We start from the raw sequence: 21,323 nt of genomic DNA on the forward strand, positions 1-21,323 counted from the left end.
ACCTGCCGCTATATCCGTGTATGCCAACCTCCGCTAACGCCCACCCCGAACGGTCCGAACCAGCCAGCTCTTCGCCGCCAGCGCTACCCTTCGACTGCGCCACCCTGCTCGACGCGCTGCCCTGGGGTGTAATGGTGCTGGACGCGCAAGAAGTCATCCGGCAGGTAAACCACCAAGCCGCCCAGTGGTGCGCCGCCGCGCCCCAGGCGCTGCTGGGCCGCCCGCTGACCGAAGCCCCACTGCCGCCCGGCCTGCGCGCCCCGCTGCGGCAGCTGCTGGAGTCCGGCGCGGCCTCCGCCCACGAAATCTGGCTGCCTAACACCCAGCAGTGGGTGAGCTTGCGCCTGGCCCCGGCCCCCGCCGCCCACCGCTACCTGTTCTGGGAAGACGTGACGGCCCAGAAAGAAGCCGAGCAGGCCCTGCACCAGAGCCGCGAGCTGCTGCGCCGCACCATCGACAGCACCCCGGACCTGGTGCAGGCCTTCAAGGCCGTGCGCGACGAGCGGGGCGCAGTGGTGGACTTTGCCTGGGTGCTCAACAACGCCGCCGCCGAGCAGGTGTACGGCGACGTGATCGGCCAGCGCCTGTGTGAGCGCAACCCCGGCGTGGTCGAGGAAGGCATCTTCGACACGTTCCGGCGGGTGCTGGAAACGGGGGTGCCCGAGCAAACCGAGCGCCGCTACCGGCACGAGCAGTTCGACGGCTGGTTTTACCAGTCGGTGGTGAAGCAGGACGACGGGGTGGCCACCACCACCCGCGACATCACCGCCCGCAAGCAGGCCGAGCAGGCGCTGCAAGAAAGCCAGCACCTGCTGCAAACGGTGTTCGACGTATCGCTCAACCCCATTGCCTACCACCAGGCCGTGCGCGACGCCGCGGGCCGCATCGTCGACTTCGAGTTTCAGCTGGAAAACCGCCAGGCGCGCCAATACGCGGCGGCCGACCGCCGCGGCCAGCGGTATTCGGAAGCGTATCCGGGCAGTCTGGACACCGACGTATTCCGACTCTACTGCGCGGTGGTAGAAACCGGGCAGCCGCTCGACACCGAAGTGCAGCTCCGCCTGCAGGGCGCCGACCGGTGGTTTCACCTGCTGGCCGTGAAGCTGGACGACGGCTTGGTGGCCACGGCCGTGGACGTGACCGAGCGCAAGCAGGCCGAAGCCGAAATCATCCGGCTGCAGGAGGAGTTGGCGCAACGCGCTACCGACAACTACCACGCCCTGCTGGAAGCCACCACCCAGGGCTTCTGCCGGCTGCAGCTGCTCTTCGACGACACCGGGCAGCACGCCGTCGACTTCCGCTACCTGGAGTTCAACCCGGCATTCGTGCAGCACTCGGGCCTGCCGGCCGAGGCCCGGGGCAAAACCGCGCGCGAGCTGGTGCCCGACCTGGAGCCGCGCTGGTTTGAGGTGTACGGCCGCGTGGCCCTCACCGGGCAGGCCGAGCGCCTGGAGTATCACGTCGACCAACTCGGGCGCTGGTACGACGCCCACGCCTTCCGCGTCGGGCCGGCCGAAGCCCGGCAGGTGGGCGTGCTCTTCAGCGACATCACCGCGCGCAAGCACCGCGAGGCGGATGCGGCCCTGCTCGTAACCATCACCGAAGACCTGAACCGGCTTGCCGTCGAGGAAGAAATGCTGGCCGCCGTCGGCGCGCATCTGACGAAGCACCTAGACCTCAATTGTTGGCACTACATGGACGTGGACGAAGCGCGCGCCGAAGTCACCCTGCGTCACTTCTGGCATGCGCACGACGTGCCCTCCATTCTGGGCACCTATCCGATTGCGGGCTTCTTGTCGCCGGATGCGGTGGCCCGCCTGCGGGGTGGGGCGCCCTCCGTGGTAGCCGACGTGCAGGCCGACATTCCTTCGGACAGCGAAACGGGCGCGGCGCTGAAAGCCGGCGCCGCGGCCCAGCACATTGCGGCCTACATCGCCGTGCCCTACAGCGTGGGCGGGCAGTGGAAAGCCTACTTCGCCCTGGCCGACAGCCGGCCCCGGCCGTGGACGGCCGCCGAGACAGCGCTGGTCCAGGACGTGGCCGCCCGCGTCTTCCCGCGCATCGAGCGCGCCCGCGCCGAAGCCGCCCTGGCCGCCAGCGAGCAGCGGCTGCGGCTCATTACCGACGCCACGCCGGCCCTCATCGCCTACGTCGATGCCGGGCTGCGGTATCGCTTTAACAATGCGCGGTATCACGACTGGTTTGGCCAGAGGCCGGAGGAGCTGAGCGGCCGGCCGCTGCGCGAGGTGGTGGGCGAGGTGGCCTTTGCCGAGCTGCGGCCCCGCGCCGAGGCGGCGCTGGCGGGCCAGCGGCAGTCGTTCGAGACGGAAATAGTGTTTCAGAAAATTGGCCATCGGCACGTGCAAACCGAGTTTGTGCCCGACGTGCGGCCCGACGGCTCGGTGGCCGGCTACTACTCGCTGGTGGTCGACCTGACCGCCCGCAAGCAGGCCGAGGAGGCCCTGCGCCAGTCGGAAGCGAAATACCGCACCCTGTTCGACACGATTGACGAAGGGTTCTGCATTGTTGAGGCAGTACTGGATGAACAAGGCGCTATGGTGGATTTCAGGCATCTGGAAGCCAATCCCGCCTACCATGTGCATACCCGCCTGCAAACCATTATCGGGAGGACGGTACGGGAAGTATTAGGTGAAACCGGGAAGGAACTGATTGAAAAATACAGTAATGTGGTACGCACAGGCGTCCCCGTACGGGAAGAATATTACATAGAAACGCTGAACGGGTGGTACACTGCCTTCCACACTCGGGTGGAAAATACCAAGCAAGTTGCCATCGTCTTCGACGACATCACCGAGCGCAAGCGCCGCGAGGAGGAGCAGGCGTTTTTGCTGAAGCTGAGCGACGCGCTGCGGGCCGAACCGGACGCCGAAGCCATCGGCACCCTCGCCACGCGCCTGGTGGCCGAGCACCTGCACGTAGACCGCTGCTACATCGCGCAGCTGTCGCGGGCGCAGGAGCTGGGCCGCATTGGCCCCGAATACCGGGCCGCCGGGCTGCCGCCGCTCAGCGGGGAGTACCGGTTTGCCGACTTCCCCGAAGGCATGAAGCGTCTCGAAACCGGCCAGCTCATCATCCGCGACCTGCTGCAGGACCCTAGCCTGTCGGACACCGACAAGCATTCGATAGGCCAGCTGATGGGCGTGCAGGGAATGCTGGCCACCATCCTGCGCCGGGGCGAGCACAACTACTTCTGGGGCCTGTACGCCGCCACCACCCAGCCGCGCAACTGGACCGAGGACGACCTGAAGTTTCTGGAAAACGTGGCCGAGCGCACCTGGGCGGCCATGGAGCGCGCCCGCACCGAAGCCGCTCTGAGCGAGTCGGAAAATAAATACCGCACCCTGTTTGACTCCATCGACGAGGGCTTTGCCCTGGAAGAGCTGGTGTACGACGCCCACGGCGAAATTGAAGACATCATTTTCCGCGAGGTCAACCAGGCCTACGAGCGGCAGAGCGGCCTGACGGGCGTGGTGGGCAAGTCCATCAAGGAAGTGCTGCCCCACCTGGAGCAGCATTGGAAGGACGTGTTTACGCAGCTGGCCCGTACCGGGGAGTCCGTGCGCCTCGTCAACCACGCCCAGGACGTGGACCGCTGGTTTGATACCTATATCACGCTGCTGGGCGGCAGCAACAAGTACGTGGCGGTAGTTTTCAACGACATCACCGAGCGCAAGCGCCACGAGGAGAACCTTACATTCCTGGCAGAAGTGAGCGATGACTTGCTTCAAATGCGGCGCATTGATGAAACAATTGCGCTGCTGGGCGGGAAGATTGGAAAAAAGTTCGGGGTGGTCGCGTGCAATTTCGCCGAGATGTCGGAAGACGCCGAAACCGTCGTGGTAACAGCCTGGAATGCCGAAGGGGTGGCGTCGGCGACCGGCGTACACAAACTCGAAGACATTTGGACGGAAGAGCGCAGAGCGCAACACAGCCGGGGCGAAGTAACCGTGGTAACTGATACGCAGGCCGACCCGCGCGTGAAGGCGGCCGGCCTGGCAGCCCTCAAGGTCCGGTCGTACATCTCCATGCCGCTGGCCCGCGACGGGGCGTTCAAATTCATGCTTGCCATCACCGACTCGGAGCCACGCGAATGGCGCGCCGATGAAATTAAATTGGCGCAGGAACTGACCACGCGCATCTGGATTCAGCTGGAAAGGGTACGGGCCGAAGAAGCGCTGCGCGCCAGCGAAGCCCGCTACGCCGCCCTGTTCGCCGCCTCGCCGGTGCCGTTTATGGTAGTGGCGCCCGATGCGCCGGATTTCACCATCCTCGCCGCCAACGAGGCCTACTTCGCCACCACCTATAGCACGCCCGCCGACCTCATCGGCCAGCGGATGCTGGACGTGTTTACCGTCGACCCAACCCACCCCGGGCGGGTTGGGTCGGGGGCGGTGGCCCACTCCGTGGCCCGGGTGCTGGCCACGAAGCAAACGGAGGTCATGCCCCGCCTCCGCTACGACCTGGTGCGGCCCGACGGGGAGCTGGAGCCGCGCTGGTGGCTAGCCGTCAACGCGCCGCTGTTCGACGCCGCCGGCCAGGTCAGCGCCATCATCCACCAGGCCACCAACGTGACCGAGCTGTACTACGCCGAGCTGGCTGAGCAGGAGCGCCAGCAGCAGCAGGCGTTTCTGCTGCACCTCTCCGACGCGCTGCGGGCGGAACCCGACGCCGACGCAGTGGCCGTGCGCGCGCTCCAGCTGCTGAGCGAGCAGTTGGGCCTCGACCGCTGCTACGTCGGCCTCTATCACTTGGCCGACGACCGCGCCACCTTCCCCTACCAGGTGGGCAACGACCGGGTGGCGCCCCTGCCCGCCGCCGTGCGCCTGTCCGATTTTCCGGACGCCCTGCGCACCGTCCACGGCGGCACGCTGGTCGTTCACGACCTGGCCCACACCGACGGCCTCACCGGCACCGACCGCCAAAACCTGGACGCCCTGGGCTTCCGGGCCCTGGTGGTGGCCACGCTCCGCCGCGCCCACGCCGGGCCGCAATGGGCCATCGTGGCCGTTTCGGCGGCGGCGCGGCACTGGACCCCGGGCGAAGTGACCCTGCTCGAAGAAGCGACCGAGCGCACCTGGGCCGCCGTGGAGCGGGCCCGCGCCGAAGCCGCCCTGCACGCGTCGGAAGAAAAATACCGTGCGCTCTTTACCTCCATTGACGAAGGGTTCAGCCTGATTGAACTCATCTTCGACGAGCACGGCAAGGTGGTGGATTACTGGCATCGGGAACATAACCCGGCTTTCACGCAGCTGACGGGCATTGAACACGCCGTGGGCCGGCGCATGAGCGAGCTGGTGCCCGACCTGGAGCCGGCGTGGCACCAAATGCTGGAAGACCTCTACCGCACCGGCGAGCCGCTGCGCATCGAATACCCGGTGCAGCAGCTGGGAAAGTGGTTCAACGCGTACTTGTTGCCGGTGGGCGGCGCGGGCAGCCCGCTGGTGGCCTCCGTGTACGCCGACATCACCGAGCGCAAACAGCGCGAATTGAACACCGCGTTGCTGGACGAAATCGGTAAGGATTTAGCCATCCTGTCCGCGCCGGACGAGCTGATGCAAACGGTCGGCAAGCGCCTGGGCGACTTTCTAGACCTTTCCGGCTGCTATTTTGTGGACGTTGACGAAGCCAACAACGAAGTCACCGTGCACCACGGCTGGGCCAGTGGCAATGTGCCGAGCCTGATGCAAACGTTCAAGCTCGAAGAGTACTTGAGCGAAGACTTCCTGCGCACGATGCGCGCCGGCGAAGTGTTCGTGCTGCCCGATACGGCGCAAGACAGCCGGGCCGAGGCGAAAAGTTATGCCCGGTTGAAAATCGGCAGTTTCGTCACGGTGCCGTTTTTCCGCCGGGGGCGCTACGTCGGCCACATCGCCGTGACCACCGAGCGGGCACACGGGTGGCAGCCGCAGGAAATCCAGCTGTTGCAAGAAGTTTCGAGCCGCGTTTTCCCGCGCATCGAGCGCGCCCGCGTCGAAGACACCCTACGCGCGAGCGAGCAGCGCCAGCGGACCCTGATTGAGAACCTGCCCGGCGCGGCCGTGTTCATCGTGAACCGCGAGTTGCGCTATGAGCTGGCCGAGGGCGAGGCCCTGCGCCAAACCGGCTACGCACCGGCCGATTTTCTGGGCCGCACCGTCCGGGAAATTGCCCCCCAGGAGCTGTGGCCCACCCAACGGAAGCTGTTCAGGCAAGCCCTGGCCGGCCGCGTCTTCGAGCACGAGCACGAGCAGAACGGGCGCGCCTTCTTCACGCGCGGGGTGCCGCTGCCCGGCCCGGCCGGCGAGATACAGGCGGTACTGGCCGTGAGCTACGACATCACCGAGCGCCAGCGGGCCGAGCAGGCCCTGCGCGAAAACGAGGAGCGCCTGCGCCTGGCCACCGAGGCGGCCGACATGTACGCCTGGGAAATCGACCTGCAAACCGGCGTGCCCCACTTCTCGGCTAACGCCGCCGCCATCAGCGGGCAGGAGCTGGCCGCCACGTTCGAGGAAAACCTGCGCTACATTCACCCCGACGACCGGGCCCAGGTGCAGGCTGCCTTTGCCCAGGCCGAAGCCGACGGCACCGACCGGTTCGACTACGAGATGCGCACGCTGGTGCCAGCCGACGGCGGCGGCCCGGCCGAGCTGCGCTGGTTCCGGGTGTCGGGGGTGCTGCTGCGCGGCGGACCGGAGCAGCGGCCGGTACGGGCCGTGGGCGTGGCCCGCAACGTGACAGCCAGCCGGCAGGCCGCCCAGGCCCTGCGCCAGGCCAACGAGCGGTTTGAGCTGGCCGAAGCCGCCAGCAACGGGTTTGTGTACGACTGGCACGTAGCCTCCGGCACCGTCTGGCGCAGCACGGGCTTCGAGAAAGTGCTGGGCTACGCCCCCGGCGACGTGCCCGAAACCAGCACTGCCTGGCTGAACCTGCTCCACCCGGCCGACCGCGCCGACGCCAGCCAAACCATGAGCGAGGCCTTCGCGGCGGGCGGGGCGTCGGCGGGGGTGGAATACCGGGTGCGGCGCCACGACGGTACCTACGCCTACGTTCTGGACCGGGCCCTGGCCATGCGCGACGAAGCCGGCCAGCTCGTGCGGGTGGTGGGCAGCACCGTCGATATCACCGCCCGTAAGCAGGCCGAGGAAAGCCTGCGGGCCAGCCAGGCCCAACTGGCCCGGTTCAACGCCAAGCTGGAAGCCCGCGTGGCCGCCCGCACCCAGGAGCTGCGCGAGAGCCGCGAGCTATTGCAAACCGTCTTCGACGCCTCGCCCAACTCCCTCGTCGTCATGCGGAATCTGCGCGATGCGGCGGGCGCGGTGGAGGACTTCGAGCTGCTTATTTTCAACGACTTCACTAAGCGCGTTATGGGCCGCGACGACTTCGCCGGGCAGCGCTACTCGGCCCGCTTCCCGCAGTCGGTGCCCACCGGCATCCTGGCCCGCCTGCGCGACGTCGCCACCACCGGCCGCCCGGCCGACTTCGAGCAGCACTACGTGGGCGAGGGCATGGAGGAATGGTTTCGCCTCATCGCCGTACGTCAGGACGAGCTGCTCGTGCTCACGTCCGAGGTCATCACCGCGCGGAAGCAGGCCGAAGCCGCCCGCCAGCAGGCTGAGGCCGAGCGCCTGAAAAACCTGCGCCTGCTGGAGCAGGCCGAAGCCGTGGCCGGCCTGGGCTCCTGGGACTACGACCTGGCCACGGGCCACATGCGCTGGTCGGATGGCATGTACCACCTGTTCGCCCTGCCCTTGGACCAGCCGGTTACGCTCGGCATCTACCTCGACTACGTGGTGGACGAGGATCGGCCCCGGGCCGAGCAGCTGGTGCGCCAGCTCACGGCCGGCACTGCCGATGTCGAGGAAACCCTGCGCCTGCGCATCGGCGAGGAGGTGAAAACTATCCGCATCAAGGCCGTGGTGCTGCACGACGAGGTGGGTCAGCCCGTGCGGGTGCTGGGCGTGGACCTGGACATCAGCGAGCTGCAGCGCCTGGAGCAGGAAAATCTGCGCCTGCGCCTGCGCCAGCAGCAGGCCCTGTTCGAGGCCGTGCAGGCCGCCCAGGAAGTCGAGCGCAAGCGCATCGCCGAGGGCCTGCACAACGGCATTGGCCAGATTCTCTACGCCACCAAGCTGCGCCTCGACCGCCTACATGCCCCGCTGCTGGGCACCGACCCGGCCCTGGTGGACGCCCGCCACGAAGCCGACCACCTGCTGGGCGAGGCCATCCACCAGACTCGCGCCCTCTCGCACGAGTTGGTGCCCATGGTGCTGGAAGAGTTCGGCCTGCCGGCCGCCTTCAAGGACATTGGCAGCAAGATGAGCACGCCCCAGCTGCGCTTTCACTGCGAGGTGCAACTCGACGAAGACGCGGCCCCGCTCTCGCCTGCCCTGGCGCTGGCCCTCTACCGCATGACCCAGGAGTTGGCCCAAAACATCGTCAAGCACGCCCATGGGGCGACCCACGCCAGCCTGGAGCTGGAAACCATGCCTGGCTGGGTGCTGCTGCGGGCCGAGGACAACGGCCCGGGGTTTGTACCCGCCGCAGCCGAACGCCCAGGCCTTGGCCTGCGCAGCATCCGCGACCGGGTGGCCCTGCTCGGGGGCCAGCTGGAAACGGGCAACGCCCCCACCGGCGCCTACGTCCGCATCCGCATTCCTTTGCCCGTTTCACCTACTGCATGATACGCCTGTTTCTCGTCGATGACCACGCCGTGTTGCGCCACGGCTTGCGCGCCCTCTTCCAACAACAACCCTGTCTGCAGGTGGTGGGCGAAACCGAAGACGGCGAGCAATTGCTCGCTCAGCTGCCCACCACGCCTTGCGACGTAGTGCTGCTCGACCTGCACATGCCCGGCCTCGGCGGGCTGGCCACCACCCAGCGCCTGCGCGCCGAGTTCCCGCAGGTGCGGGTGCTGGTGCTCTCCATGGTGGACCACGAGCGGTCCATCGGGCAGGTACTGGAAGCTGGGGCCTCTGGCTACGTGCTGAAAAACGCCGGCCACGACGAAATCCTGGTGGCGGTGCGGGCCGTGGCCGCCGGCCGGCGCTTCCTGTGCTCGGAGCTGGGCCTGAGTATGCTGGAAAAAGTGCTGGCCGGAGGCCCGCCGCCGGCCGCGCCCCCTGCGGGGAGCCTCTCGACGCGGGAGCAGGAGGTGCTGCGGCTGGTGGCTGAGGGGCTCACCACCGCCCAGATTGCCGAGAAGCTCTTCACCAGCCCGCGCACCGTGGAAACCCACCGCCAGAATATCATGGAGAAGACCGGAGCCAAAAACACGGCCGCGCTGGTGAAAATTGCCGTCAGCCAGGGCTGGCTGAGTTGAGGTGCTCGGCGCCAATCCGTTACTCTCCACGCAGGCAAGCAGACAATTACTTGCTCAGATCGGCTAGGACAGCATCAATCTGAATTTCAATATTTTGCATAATAAAGTCCGCCTCTTCGTTCAAGGACTGCTCATAACCCAGTGCCCCTGTCGTAGTGGCCGACTCCTCCCATCGGGCTAGCTCAGTCAACGTATCAAGCCGGGTCAGTGATTGGTCCAGGTGATGATACAGCTGCATCCACACCCCCACGCTTGGTACCGCCTGCTGACGCAAGGCCAGGCGCAGGTCGAGCATTTTCATTACTGGGGTGGTCTAGCGAGAACGGACACTAAGCTAAGATAGGTGATTCAGCAGGTCTGCTTCGAATTGGTGGGGTGAGCGGTAAACCAGCGCGGAGTGGCGACGGTCCAGATTGAAGTAGGTGTCGAGGTAGTGGGCCACCACCAGGCGAGCTTCTTCTAAACTAGCAAATGTGCCCCCGTAGGGTAGCAACTCCGTTTTCAGGGTGCTCCAGCCGGCCTCGGCTTGCGCATTGTCATAGGGATTGCCCGGCCGGGCGTAGCTGGCCAGTGCCCCGGCTTGGCTGATGCGTTGGCGGCAGGCCTGGCTGGTGTACTGGCTGCCGGTGGTGCCGCCCCGGCGGCACTTAAGTCGGCGTGGACAATCAGCCCCGGCGCGGGCTGGCGCAGCGCCAGGGCTTGTTCCAGCGCGTGGAGCACGAGTTCGGTCGGCATTTGCGCGGCTAGGTGCCCGCCCACCAGGGGCAAATAGGTGATGGCGCCGACCCACACTTGGTTGGGGCGCGTGGGAGCCGGCTGACCGAGCAACAGGTTCGCGGCCACGACAGCCGCCGGGTCGGGGTGCGTGGTACGCGGGCGTTGCGGGCCGGTACTGAGCGCCCGTTGCCCACTGGCACGTAACCAGCCGCGTAGCGCATAGCGGCCCACCGCGTAGCCCTCCGCCCGCAATTCGGCCCGTAGGCGGCGGGTGCCGTAACGGCCGGCATGGCGGGTAAACGCTTGTTGAGCTGGGCAGGTCTGCCGCCATGGTTATGACACTTTTAAGACCCATTCTTCATACGCTGCTTCCGCTGCCTGCCGCAATTGCATCAGTTCCACGCCGTCGCTATTTTCTTCTTCGTCGGCAACGGCGTGGTTTATTCGGTCATCCCAGCTGAGACCTTCGCTGGTGCGAAGCCATCGCCGCCGCAATTTCTCTTCGGCTTCTTGCTTCTTTTCCCACTCCACGCTGGGATTAGGCACTGGAAACTTCACCCCGCGCAGCTCCAGTAACTGCTTTACACGCTGCTGCCACTGATGTGCTTCGCTCTCTGGGTCGAGATTCGTGTTCTGGACTGTAAAGGCTACCGTGCCGCCTGACTCATCAGCTTTGTCGAAGTTAGCGCCTTTACCCAACAAGTAAGCTACCTGCTCAAACTGATTTAGGTAAGCCAGCAGCAATATAGCCGTGCCCCCGTCTGGCTTGGCCAGGTTTAAGTTAATGCGTTGGTGCTCAACTAACAGATGTAGAGCAGTCCAGTTGCCCGCGTAGATGGCGCTGAATAAGGCTGGCTCACCCCGGTGTCGGCTATTGGGGTCGCCGCCGTGGGCCAGCAGCAGGCGCAAGGCCGTTAGGTCATCGTGGGCAGCAGCCAAAGCGACGGGTTGCATGTACTCGTCCTCGCCTATGGCTGTTGTCTGATTTGGATCCGCTTTCCGCACGAGCAGCAGATGCAGGCACGCGTGTTGCTGGCTGAACAGAGCAAAGAGCAATAGTGTCATGCCATCCTGCCCTGCTGCATTCACGTTGACTTGCGCAACGTTCAGGACCTTTGCCAACTCCAGAGAGTTGCCGGTAGCAATCGCATGGGCAGCCGTTAACTCATTGCCACGAAAATATAGCTCGGGAGATAATTGTTTCATTAGGCTACCCGTAGGGGTTGAATATTCAATTGGTAGCACAAACAGTACTACTGACCAGATCAGGCCTAAGTCTGCGGGAACCAGTCAGCCTACGTCAGCGCTTTTTGCCAGCCAGGAACGAGTGAATGGTGGCAGTGTCGGCCGCTTTTTGCTGTTCCAAGCCTTCCTCGATGCCCGCTGGATTGTGTGGCCCCGTGCCCGCTATATGCCGTTTTCCAATAATCGACGGCAAATCGTCGCCGCCGTACACGTGGCGAAATGGATTATCAGGCGCGTGTTTTAAATCCTGAAAAGGCTGGAGTTGGTCGCCACTGGAGTGAATCGTGTCAATTCGGCCAGCTTTTCTAGCAAGGTCGGCTTTGGTGATGCCGTAAGGCGCTACCGTATCGGGATGCAGCCCTGCGGCGTTAAAGGTATAAGCCTTCAGGTTAGCTACTACAGACCCAGCCGATGCCAAGCCGCCACCTAAAGAGTAGCCGGTGAGAGTGGCTTTGGGATAGCGGTTAGCTATTTGTCGGCTCAATTCAATGGCTGCGGCATATTGACGGGCGATAGGCACCCGAAATCCAAAAGGTCGTTGGGTGGTGAACGCTTGGTTGTAGTCCGTCAAAACGTCCACTGGAATTGCTGGACCGCCGATACGATTTAGCTCGGTTGCGCCGAAGGCCAGCACAGGCTGCTTTGCCCTCTCGAAGCTGCTATAGTAGAGCACAGCATTCAGGCCGGTACTTTGATCATCCCATACCGGGCCCACCGTCCAGCCCTCAGGGGTACGGCCCTTCTGGAACAACACCTGGCGGGGCCGGCTGCCGCGGGCCGGCTCGTCATGTATAACCCTAAAATTCATTTTCTTGGCTTGAGCAAAGTCTTTAGAGGTTGGGTTATTCACTCTTTGGTAGTTGGAAGCGTCCTCAGCCAAGCGCCAGCGTTCCACGGCTATGTTGTTAAACTTCAGCCGGTCGAGGGCGCGGCTGAACTCGGGGTTGCTAATTTTGGCGCGTTTGCTTTCCGCCTTGTCGATCAGCTCCATGCGCTGCTCGTAGCGCTCCTTTTTGGCATCAAGCCACCCGGTCTTGACGGGCGGTTTAGGGGTAGCGGCCTTGTTCTTATTACTTTCCTTAGTGGCGGCTGACTCTTCTTTGGGTGGAATCTGGGCAATTGCTGGTGGCGGCGTCAGCGCACCAGCCAAAGGCAGTTGGGCGGCGGCTGAAGCTACTAGCACCTCTTGCCCGGTTGCCACAAACTGTTGCAACTGCGCGGGCATTGCTTCTTGTAGCAGATGATTTCCCACCCGATCAAACAACGCGTCGCTAATCGCTTCGGCTGGTGAGCTCATTAAGCCAGGCAACACAGTAGAGACGTCTTGCAAGGTGCGCAATGCCTCGGGACTTAAGGTACCGAGTACGTCCATAAAAGCACCTTCCAACTTTTGAGAGGAGAAGCTTAAAGTGCCGCTTTGAAACTCTACGGGCAACAAGGCAGCAACCCGGGATAGGTCGCTTGGAATCAGCTGCTGCGCCGCCTGCTGAGCGTAGGATGTAACAAGTTGCTCGAGGGCGCGCGGTTGGTTGCCAGTAACGGCGTGCAGGCCGCTTACTATGCTGTTGAGGTTTACGCCGTCCATCTGAATAAGTGAAGTGCAGGTTGCGATATTAGGTGTAAGTGACGGTACACCGTCTAATCTTACTTTTTACTTTCCAACTTTAGTTGTAAGCCGCCCGAACTCATGCCCGGAAAAAAGAACCGCAACGGCACGCGTATTTCTTGACCAGGGTTGACCACGATGGGGGCGGTGGTCAGTTCTTGCGAGGTCTTGTACCACGTAATGAGTACCGTGACGGGTGGCTGGCCATTGAAAGACATTGGCCCGTTAAAGACGAGCTGCCGGCGATTTTCCGGTTTCGGCAGCTCACCGGGCGGCGCGTACACCGCGTTGTGACTGAACCAGACGCGCACCTTACGCGGTGTGGCTTGGTCGTTGCGCAGCACCAAGGCTAGGTCGTATTCCAGTCCATAGTTGGCATGGGTACGTTGGGCCGAGTCGGCGAAAACTAGAGACTCGCCCTTGGCGTCGCGCAACCCCGGCAGGCTTTGCACGCGCGAGTTGTCGGCCTTGCGGCTGTAGGTCGAATCGTTGAGCGAGAAGGCTAGGTGGGCATCGCATTCGGGCAGGGGCACGGGCACGTCGCCGACGAGCTTGGAGGCGGCGTACACGCCGGCCGTCGTGCCGAACGCATTTTTCGCACCACCTTCCTTTGCCGACGACTGTGGCAGTTCGTTGCCATCGGCCATGCGCCGGGCCTTGATCATAGCCAATGCCTCGGCGGGGTTGCTGCTAGCCGTCGACACCACATAAGTATAAAGCCCTTGGCCGCCGCTCGTTTTCAGGTTAAAGCTCGCCTCCATGCCTCCACCGTCAGCCAAGCCCGTCTCTTTGTAGAGCACCGCCGTGCCGCCGGGGGGGATAAGACCGTCAAATTGGTCAGGGGTCGCGCCGGTCAGCATGTCTAACGCCACATTCCAGTACACCGACCTGCCCGTATAGTTCGTAAACTCTCGCTGCTTCATGGTCGCGGCATTGTCGCGGTCAGGCGTGGGCTGTACGTGCGTGACCTTTTTGCCGTTGACAGGCGGTACACCTGGGTACACGCGATTTCTATCAACCGGGTTACTACTACCGCTGCTTAGACCGGAGCCGCCTAGGTCCACCGTCACCGCCTCCGTTGTGCTGGGGTTGCGTGCGATAATCCAAATAGTGGCGGGCCCACCCGTTTTGTTTTGGTGGCTGGCCACTAAGAAGGCTTCTTTTAGGGGCATGTCGCCCACCTTCATGTTAGGTACCGTAGACCGCTTGGGCAAGAGGGGTTTCTTGGTCTTGGGGTCCTCGGCATAACGACCGCCTGTTACGGGCTGCCCATCGTGTGCAAACAGGATGCCGTGCTCGTAAATGCTTTCTGGGTTGTTGGAGTTGACCACGGGTGGGCCAGCTGCCTTCATGTTGGGCATGGCCACGAGTTTGGCAGGCGCCAGAGGCCCTTCTGGTGTGGAGTTACCATTGTTGCAAGTCCAGGTGGCAGTCGTCACGGTGGGCGCCTGAATCAAATCCAGGGGAGCCGTTGGGCCCGTTTGGCCGGAGCGGGTAATCTTGATGGTGCCGCCCACACTGCATTTATTGGTGCATACTTCGCGCAGCAGAGCGGGCGCTTCGCCCACCTTCGTGTTGCGGAAGTAGCCTTCCCAGCCTTGCGGTGCCGGCACGCACGGCTTATTTTTTTGCAGCTTGCAGCCACCAAAGGAAGGAATATTGACCAGCGGGGCATTGTCGGTGGTGTTAGCTCCGGGGCGCCCCCCTACCTCGGGCCGCTTGGCTACCACACGCAGCATGCCGGGAGCTGAACCTTTATCACACTTGAGAGTGGCTCCATCTACTACATACTCGTACTGCTGCTTGCCTGGTGGGGGAGCGGGCTGGTTGTCTGTCTCGGCTGGCTTCTCGGTTTCAGAGGGTTTCTGGGGTGGGGCGGAATTCGCTGGCGAAGCCGGCGGGGCTGCACCTTGTGGAGCTGGTGGTTGTGCGGCGGGCAGACCGGGCACCGCAGCTGGAATAGCAGGCGTTGGAGCTGGCGCAGACACCGGCGTTGGCACAGGCACCAGAGCTGGTGCTGCCGGTGTTGGGGCCGGGGCAGGTTCGGGCGTAGGAGCTTGGTTGAGGGTCTTGCTGGGCACGGGCTGTCCAGCGAGTGGCTTTACCGCTTCCGCTTCTTGGGCTCTCTTTTTTGCTTTCTCAGCTAAAAAGCTTTCCAGCAACTTTTGCTGCTCCTCTTTGGTCGGCATATCAGTAGATATGGGTTGTTACGTGTAGGCACTATCTTATTCCCTCCGATGGTGCATTGACACAAGCTTTGTTTCCTCGTTCTCCCGTAAGGTTGGGCGGCTTACGCCGCTGGCTTTTACATTATCCGCTTGTCTGGTTGCAACGACGCTACAGGTAGCGAGAATCGTCGGAAGAAGAAGTGAGTTTTTGGCCCCCGTCCAGGTGCATGTTTTCCTCCGCTTTACCTGTGATAAGCTTACCCTGATACGCCAGCTTTTCTTTCGCAACGAGGGTAATGTCTTTGGCTACCGCGTGGGCCACTATCTCCTGCTCGGCTTGCATCGTGATACGGCGGGCATGCATGTGAATTTCTCCCATCATTCCAGCGTCCAGCGTGATGGTGCTGCCCGATACGTGCACTGGTCCCAACGTTTTGATAGTAACATTGCCATTACCGTCGTAGCCCAGTTGCATGGCGGTGCTTTTATTGTTGGAGTTGGAAAGCAGCATGCTTAGTGCGCCCACCGCGTCATTCATCGTGATTTTGTTGCCCGCCTTCGTTTGCATGCCTTTCACGTGGTTGTTGGTGCGCGAGTAAGAGGCGCTTTGCGGGTTGCCAGCATGAAACATATTACCTAACACAAACGGTTGCTCAGCGCGGTTATCTTCATACGCCACCATCACCTGCGAGCCGATTTCTGGATTGAACATTTGTCCCTTGCCGTCGCCGCTGTAGGGGGTGAGCACCCGAATCCAGTCCGTCTCAGCATCGCGGCGGTTTTGTACAGGCCAATAATACCGCACCCGTAAGCGGCCTAGCTTAGCCGGGTCTTTGTCGTCAATGACCTCCGCCAGCTCCACGTTGCCCGCTGGTACCTCACTGCCACCTGGCCGCGGCGGAAGCAGTGCCTGCACGGGAATAGCCGTGAACTCGTTGCTGTAATTCCCCTTCTGGTCCACCGTATGCCTGATGGTGGTGAGGCGATACTTGCCAAAGCTGTCGGGCAGGAGCTGGCGGCTGCCCATGCCTTTACCTGACACATTGATGATGCCGCCAATGCGCAAGGAGGGATTGTCACTTCGGCCTTGTAGCGTAACCAGATGAGCCGCCGTGCTTGATTTCGTGCGCACCGCCTCCTCATCTAGCTGGTTGGTGCCCTGAATAACCCGCTGGGAAACCCGGTGCGACTCCGGGTACAGCTTTTCCGATTCCTGCAAAGCAAATTGCAGAAACGGTTGCCCCTTCAGACCAGGCACTTGCTGGCTGATCGTAGTACTTTGAAAGTGTTTGTTTTGATTATAATTATATTCGTATAATTTATCTTTAGCGGGTTGCAAGCTCATGCTAAACCGGAAGCTATTATAGTAGCCGTCATCCCAGAAATCCACTTCTGCTTCGCCGTGAGGCAGGCCTAGGCGTAAGGTAGTACCGTCGTAGTAGAACCACTCGCCGTACTCAGCAGCCAGCCGGCGAAGAAAGGCATAGTCGGTTTCTTGGTATTGTACTACGTAACGTAGGGGCTCGCGGCGGACAGGAGCGATGACACGGGCCAGCATATTGGCGGGAAACGGCTCTAGCACTTTGGTGAAGATGCTGGCTAGAGTCTGGCCAATAAATGTGCGCCGTTGCACGCCACTGGCTAGCAACTGGCAGGGGCTGTAGCCCCTCACCTGCACGCTGGCGGAGTAGTCATTGTCTTTGCCCGTGTCGAGGTAGGTAGTTATTCCTTGAAACTGTAGCTGTTGGCCCTGATTGAAATGAAAAGCATCTGCTTCTACTTGTACCGTGAGCGACTGGCCTAACAGACGCGTGTGCGCAGTGGCAAAGAAAGAACCCAAAGCTCCTTCTATTCGATCGAAGGGCACTAGAACCTCGAATTCATGATGCCCAAACATGGTTTGGGTAAGGGAGAGTCGCTGAATGTCCTGAGACGGGGCCAGCAAGCTGCCCCCGCCTTGAATGGTTGTCGTTACCTGACGTGGCATAAGCAAAGAATAACGGTGAAGGAGAGAGATGCAATAATCTATCTCTGTGGTTTAGAGCCGCATGGTTTGCAGTATGGTGCGTTCCTATGCCTTCGCTCAGTATTTAGGCGTCGAAAAAGTCGTCTATCCTCGGGGCATTATATGCCAGCACGGCCTTCAAAACGGCCATAGGTGAGCCAGTGGTAGAGGGCGGCGCGATAATTGGTGGCACCGTAATAGTTAGCTAGGTCAGGGTTCTTTTGAAAATACACTCTGGGGTCGAAATCGGCGGATCCACGACGACCTTCAGCCAAACCGTAGCGCAGGTAGTGGTAGAGCGCACGTTGATATTGGTGCAACCCGTCAGGAGCGAAAAGCGTGGCTAAGTCGGTGTTGTATGCTAAATAATAGCCGGGATCGAGGGCTGGGGACGCACGGCGACCCTCCGATAAGCCATACGTTAACCAATGATTAAGTAAGGATGCTGGTGTAAAACTGGCTAGATCAAGGTGGCGGGCGCGATAGTAGGCCGGATCAAAAGCAGGCGAAGGCGACCGGCCCTCGTTCGATCCGTAAGTAATCCAGTGGTTGCGCAGGGAAGCCTCGTCGAATGAAGCCAAATCAGTGTGGCGGAACTTATAGAAATCGGTTACCAAGGCCCGCTCCCCGGTAATGCCTTCGGGATACATTGCGTGCGCTACCGCAATGTCTCCATTAGACAGTGCGGTGGTTTGCCACGGGTAAGAACTGCCATCTTTTCGCGTGATGGTGGGCTGCCCGTTTTTCGAAAACGAAGTGGGAGCATAATGCATAATAGACAGGAAGTCGTAGGGTCCCCAGTCGAACCCATCGAAACCACGCTCGCCATACGTTTGGAAATTATATTCTTGTCCCGCCGTGATGTTTTCACTGCGGATGGTAATGTATGTATCGCGGTCCGTGCGCGATTGTTCGTGCCATAGCCCAATAGCGTGCCCAATTTCGTGCACCGTGCTGCCTGCTGTGCACCCTGCGGCCAATGTTACGTAGGACGGACCGCTGGTTCGGCCCACTGTGGCGCTGCACCCCGCACCAGGCTGGAAGGTGACGTAACTACCTATGCCTGTACCCTGGACGAAGCGCAAAGGAGTATTGTTCTGCCATTCGGCAATAGCCGCCCACACCCGTTGCTGATTGGGTAAAGCCGGGTCGATGACGAAGTACACCGTGTTTTCTGGCCAGCGAGCCGCCCCGTTGTTGCGCCCGGTGCCAGTCCCCCTTGCCCCGGTGGCCGAATCAGGGCTGGCCGTTAGTTGTTCAGGATCAAGAAGGATATCGCCTTGAAAGATATCGCGGCCGTCAGGCGTATGCAGGTAGCTGATAGGCTGGTTGAAGAGGTAGCCCGTCCGAACTTCTCCGCTTTGCATGGTCGTGCCAACAGGGGAAGTTTCAGTTGGTTGAACGGGTTCCAGATCATGTTTGCTGCAGCCGCTAACCAATAGCGACAACCAAAGCACTATACGTAGGCTATCTGGCAGCGTGGAATAAGTAGTTTTCATGGTAGAGGCAGAAGTCGCAGAGAGAAAAGAAGTCATGTGGCTCGTGTGGCATTAAATGGAGTGACCATGCCAGTTAATTCAGTACTCGCTAGTTGTCTTTCAGCAGTACTTGGCTAGAAAGATCTGGCGTTACCTGGTCCGGTCGCCCTTTCGCCGACCCGTGATATTCCGGCCGTCTTATTCAGCCAAAAGAGGCCGTTGAGCGAGACGACCGGTCCGTTTGAGTTAAAAAGGGCTTAAACAGAAGCGTTATTGGGAAGGCGAGACTTAGCTGGTCATCAAGCTTGTTGAAGCTGACGTGACAGTAATTAGGACCATCCTGATAGGTAAACAGCATCGAAAAGTGATTGAAGTCGCCAACCGACACGGTGGTATTACCAGTAGTAGCACGGTAAAACCGCCAGTGGTCAACATAATTTCTGTCCTTCTCTATTGCAGTACCGTGGGAGTGAAGCGCCAATGCTGGCCTGTGGAGTTGATGTCGTCCCAGAGCCAGATATTGCTGGCGGGATCCGCACTGCCTCCTTCCACATCCAGGCACAGCCAAGGCGCGTTGCGGGGTTGAATTTTGTACGACCCGTTGCCAGCCGGAATGATATCCCAGCGTTGCGCCGGGTTACCGTCCCAAGCCCAGAGATGCACATCCGTGCGCACTGACGTGCCCCCGCCGGCCACATCCAGTGCTAGATTCGCGTCCAGTACGGGGCTCAGCCGGTACGCCCCGTCTAGTTGCCGGGTGACGTACCATTTCTCGGCGTTGTTGCCGTTATCGAGCCACGTGGACACTGCTGTGCCCGCTGTTGCGTTGCCGCCCGGCACATCTAGGCGAACACCTGGTCCACAGTCGGGCGTGAGCGTGTAGGTACCGTTGGCTAGTGGCGCGTCGCCGCCTGTCGATTCGAGTACAAGTTGCAGGCCGGCGCCGAAGCCTAAGCCTGGCACGTAGCAGATCACGTTAGCCGTCAGACTCCCCCCGCCGGGGATAGTCCACGCCGACAGTTCCTGGCGTTGCGGCGAGTTAGCATAGGTCGGGTTTTGCCGGTTATAGAGAATCACATTGCGCACGACGCTGCCGCTAGCCGTCTGTACCTGCACAGGTGCGTCGAAGACAATGGCCGTACCCGAGGCGTTAATAGGGTTAGCACCCAGCGACAAACGCACCGTTTGGGCATTAGCACTGTTATTACGTAGGTTCAGCTTAGCGTTGTACTTATGGCCGTAACCGGCCCAGGTACGAGTCGACGATTGTAACCGCATAGTGTAGGGCGAGCTCTGTTCCTGGTAATATACTGCTGCACCCGGAGCAACTGGCTTGCGGGCATTAGTGTTGTAACATAAGGCTAGATAATGGTTGCCTCCGCTAGGCAGTGTCACATTTACATCACCCGAATAATACGCTGAGTTGGTTGCTATACCGGCTTCGCGGCCGTAGGCCTCACCCGACTCGTCCACCGTAATGAGGGGACTACCTTGGTTGCCGGGCGCTTGCTGTGCATTGGCGGCTGTAGCGAAAGTAATAGCCCGGCTGGTGTTGCCGTCGAAGGTGGCTACGGCGTGGAAGTAAGCGCCCCCGCCAGCTACATTCACCTCGTAGCGGCCCTCCGTAGTAAACACGTCCTGCCCGCTGGGCTGAGCTGCCAGCCGGATTTTAGCGATTTCTACCGCTTTGGCTGAGGATATGCTTACATTGACGTTATTGAGCGTGTTGTTGGTCCAGTCCAGTGAAGAGAGATACCAGGCACTGTGCACATTGGGGTCCGTCTGCCGAAAGCGCCAGAGGTTATTACTTTCCAGTTTCCCTTTGCCCGTGATAGTAATGGTCCCAGGGCTCGGGTTGCTGGCAATAAGGTGGATCCATAAATCGCGGTTGGTGGTGCGCACACCCTGGTTGTTGAGCTGCCCCATAAAATTAAGGTGCGACACATAAAGGGTAGCGGGCCCAGCGAGCGGCGTGGACGTGCCTCCACGCTGGGTGGCATTAGGGCCGCTGGTCATTAGCCAACCCTCGCCCGTTACGGCCTCGGGGTTGTTGCTCTTCCAAATGGGTGAACCTACCAAGCCACCAGGCAGGTTGCGCAATTGCTCGGGAGCTACATAGGTGCCGGCGGTAAGTGAGCCCGGCAGCCAGACCAGACCTTCGAGGGCATTTTGAGACAAGTTGTCGGCCTGAGGCACCGGGGCGGGCTCTTGAGTGAGCTTATCCGCACAACTAGCGGTCAGCAGCGCAGCAGCAAGCGCAACGAGGATCATGGGGCGGGAGCCCGTGTGACAGGCACGCGGCAAAGCGTGAAGAGAAAGGTGCATCATTAAAACCTAGCTCAGGTTGTGGAAGGAAAGAGGTGAATAGGAAACGCCTGCCCCAATGGCCGGGCCCATGCGGGTGCGTGGGCCCAGCCATTGGGCAGTAGGGCCGGCGTTTACTCGACTTGGAAGCGAAAGGACTGGGGCTTACCGTCAAGGGAGGCCTGGAGGTAGTAGGTGCCGGCCGGCAGCTGCGTGGGCAGCGCGAAGTGGCTCTCGCCGGCCGGCACGGCGCGGGTGAACAAGCTCACCAAGCGGCCTTGATCCGTGTAGACGTACAGCATCACGGTCTGCGCCGCCTGCGCCCGCCACGTGACGGTCTGCGCCTGCCCGGCCGGACTCGGGTTGGGGTATGCCGACAGGGGAGCCGGCTGGCCGGGCACTGCTAAGAGCGGGGGTACCGAGGCACTGCTGGCGGTGCTGGCCGAGCGGGCACTAGTAGCCGTGACGGGGGTCAGGGTCC

At 61.5% G+C, this 21,323-nt stretch carries 11 protein-coding genes and 1 pseudogene; 2 read left to right on the forward strand and 10 right to left on the reverse strand.

Annotation, left to right across the window (positions count from 1 at the left end):
- The first annotated feature begins 20 nt into the window (after window positions 1–20).
- Both ACYSMN_RS22965 and ACYSMN_RS22970 read left to right on the forward strand, forming a co-directional pair.
- Window positions 21–8,681, forward strand: a complete 8,661-nt coding sequence (locus ACYSMN_RS22965) for a PAS domain S-box protein (protein WP_488926264.1) — start codon at window positions 21–23, stop codon at window positions 8,679–8,681.
- Window positions 8,678–9,319 (forward strand): response regulator, encoded by a 642-nt coding sequence (locus tag ACYSMN_RS22970; RefSeq protein ID WP_488926265.1) that lies wholly within the window; start codon window positions 8,678–8,680, stop codon window positions 9,317–9,319. The genes ACYSMN_RS22965 and ACYSMN_RS22970 overlap by 4 nt, the downstream gene beginning before the upstream one ends.
- A 46-nt stretch (window positions 9,320–9,365) precedes the next feature.
- Here ACYSMN_RS22970 and ACYSMN_RS22975 read toward each other — a convergent pair whose 3' ends face one another.
- The 10 genes and pseudogenes from ACYSMN_RS22975 to ACYSMN_RS23020 form a co-directional block, all read right to left on the reverse strand.
- Window positions 9,366–9,620 carry a hypothetical protein gene (locus ACYSMN_RS22975; RefSeq protein WP_488926266.1) on the reverse strand — a complete coding sequence of 85 codons (255 nt, stop codon included), beginning with the start codon at window positions 9,618–9,620 and terminating at the stop codon, window positions 9,366–9,368.
- Between the two features lie 33 nt (window positions 9,621–9,653).
- The gene (locus tag ACYSMN_RS22980; protein ID WP_488926267.1) at window positions 9,654–10,109 is read right to left on the reverse strand and encodes an integrase core domain-containing protein; all 456 of its coding nucleotides are present in this window, start codon (window positions 10,107–10,109) and stop codon (window positions 9,654–9,656) included.
- Window positions 10,110–10,237: 128 nt separating this feature from the next.
- Window positions 10,238–10,333: pseudogene (locus ACYSMN_RS22985) on the reverse strand (IS3 family transposase); the annotation flags it as partial.
- 36 nt (window positions 10,334–10,369) lie between these two features.
- Window positions 10,370–11,242: an ankyrin repeat domain-containing protein gene (locus tag ACYSMN_RS22990; protein WP_488926268.1), complete on the reverse strand. Its 873-nt coding sequence runs from the start codon at window positions 11,240–11,242 to the stop codon at window positions 10,370–10,372.
- 94 nt (window positions 11,243–11,336) lie between these two features.
- Window positions 11,337–12,866, reverse strand: a complete 1,530-nt coding sequence (locus tag ACYSMN_RS22995; RefSeq protein WP_488926269.1) for a Tle-like phospholipase domain-containing protein — start codon at window positions 12,864–12,866, stop codon at window positions 11,337–11,339.
- A 59-nt stretch (window positions 12,867–12,925) separates the two neighbouring features.
- A complete protein-coding gene (locus ACYSMN_RS23000; protein WP_488926270.1) occupies window positions 12,926–14,968 on the reverse strand; it encodes a DUF4280 domain-containing protein in 2,043 nt (680 codons plus the stop codon).
- Window positions 14,969–15,224: 256 nt separating this feature from the next.
- Complete coding sequence (locus ACYSMN_RS23005) at window positions 15,225–17,042, reverse strand: type VI secretion system Vgr family protein (RefSeq protein ID WP_488926271.1); 1,818 nt, start codon at window positions 17,040–17,042, stop codon at window positions 15,225–15,227.
- Window positions 17,043–17,179: 137 nt separating this feature from the next.
- The gene (locus tag ACYSMN_RS23010; RefSeq protein WP_488926272.1) at window positions 17,180–18,559 is read right to left on the reverse strand and encodes a M12 family metallopeptidase; all 1,380 of its coding nucleotides are present in this window, start codon (window positions 18,557–18,559) and stop codon (window positions 17,180–17,182) included.
- A 429-nt stretch (window positions 18,560–18,988) separates the two neighbouring features.
- Window positions 18,989–20,809: an RICIN domain-containing protein gene (locus ACYSMN_RS23015; protein ID WP_488926273.1), complete on the reverse strand. Its 1,821-nt coding sequence runs from the start codon at window positions 20,807–20,809 to the stop codon at window positions 18,989–18,991.
- A 167-nt stretch (window positions 20,810–20,976) separates the two neighbouring features.
- On the reverse strand, window positions 20,977–21,323 hold a 347-nt coding region (locus tag ACYSMN_RS23020), incomplete at its 5' end, for a T9SS type A sorting domain-containing protein (RefSeq protein WP_488926274.1).

This window comes from Hymenobacter sp. M1-2 (genome assembly GCF_057808495.1).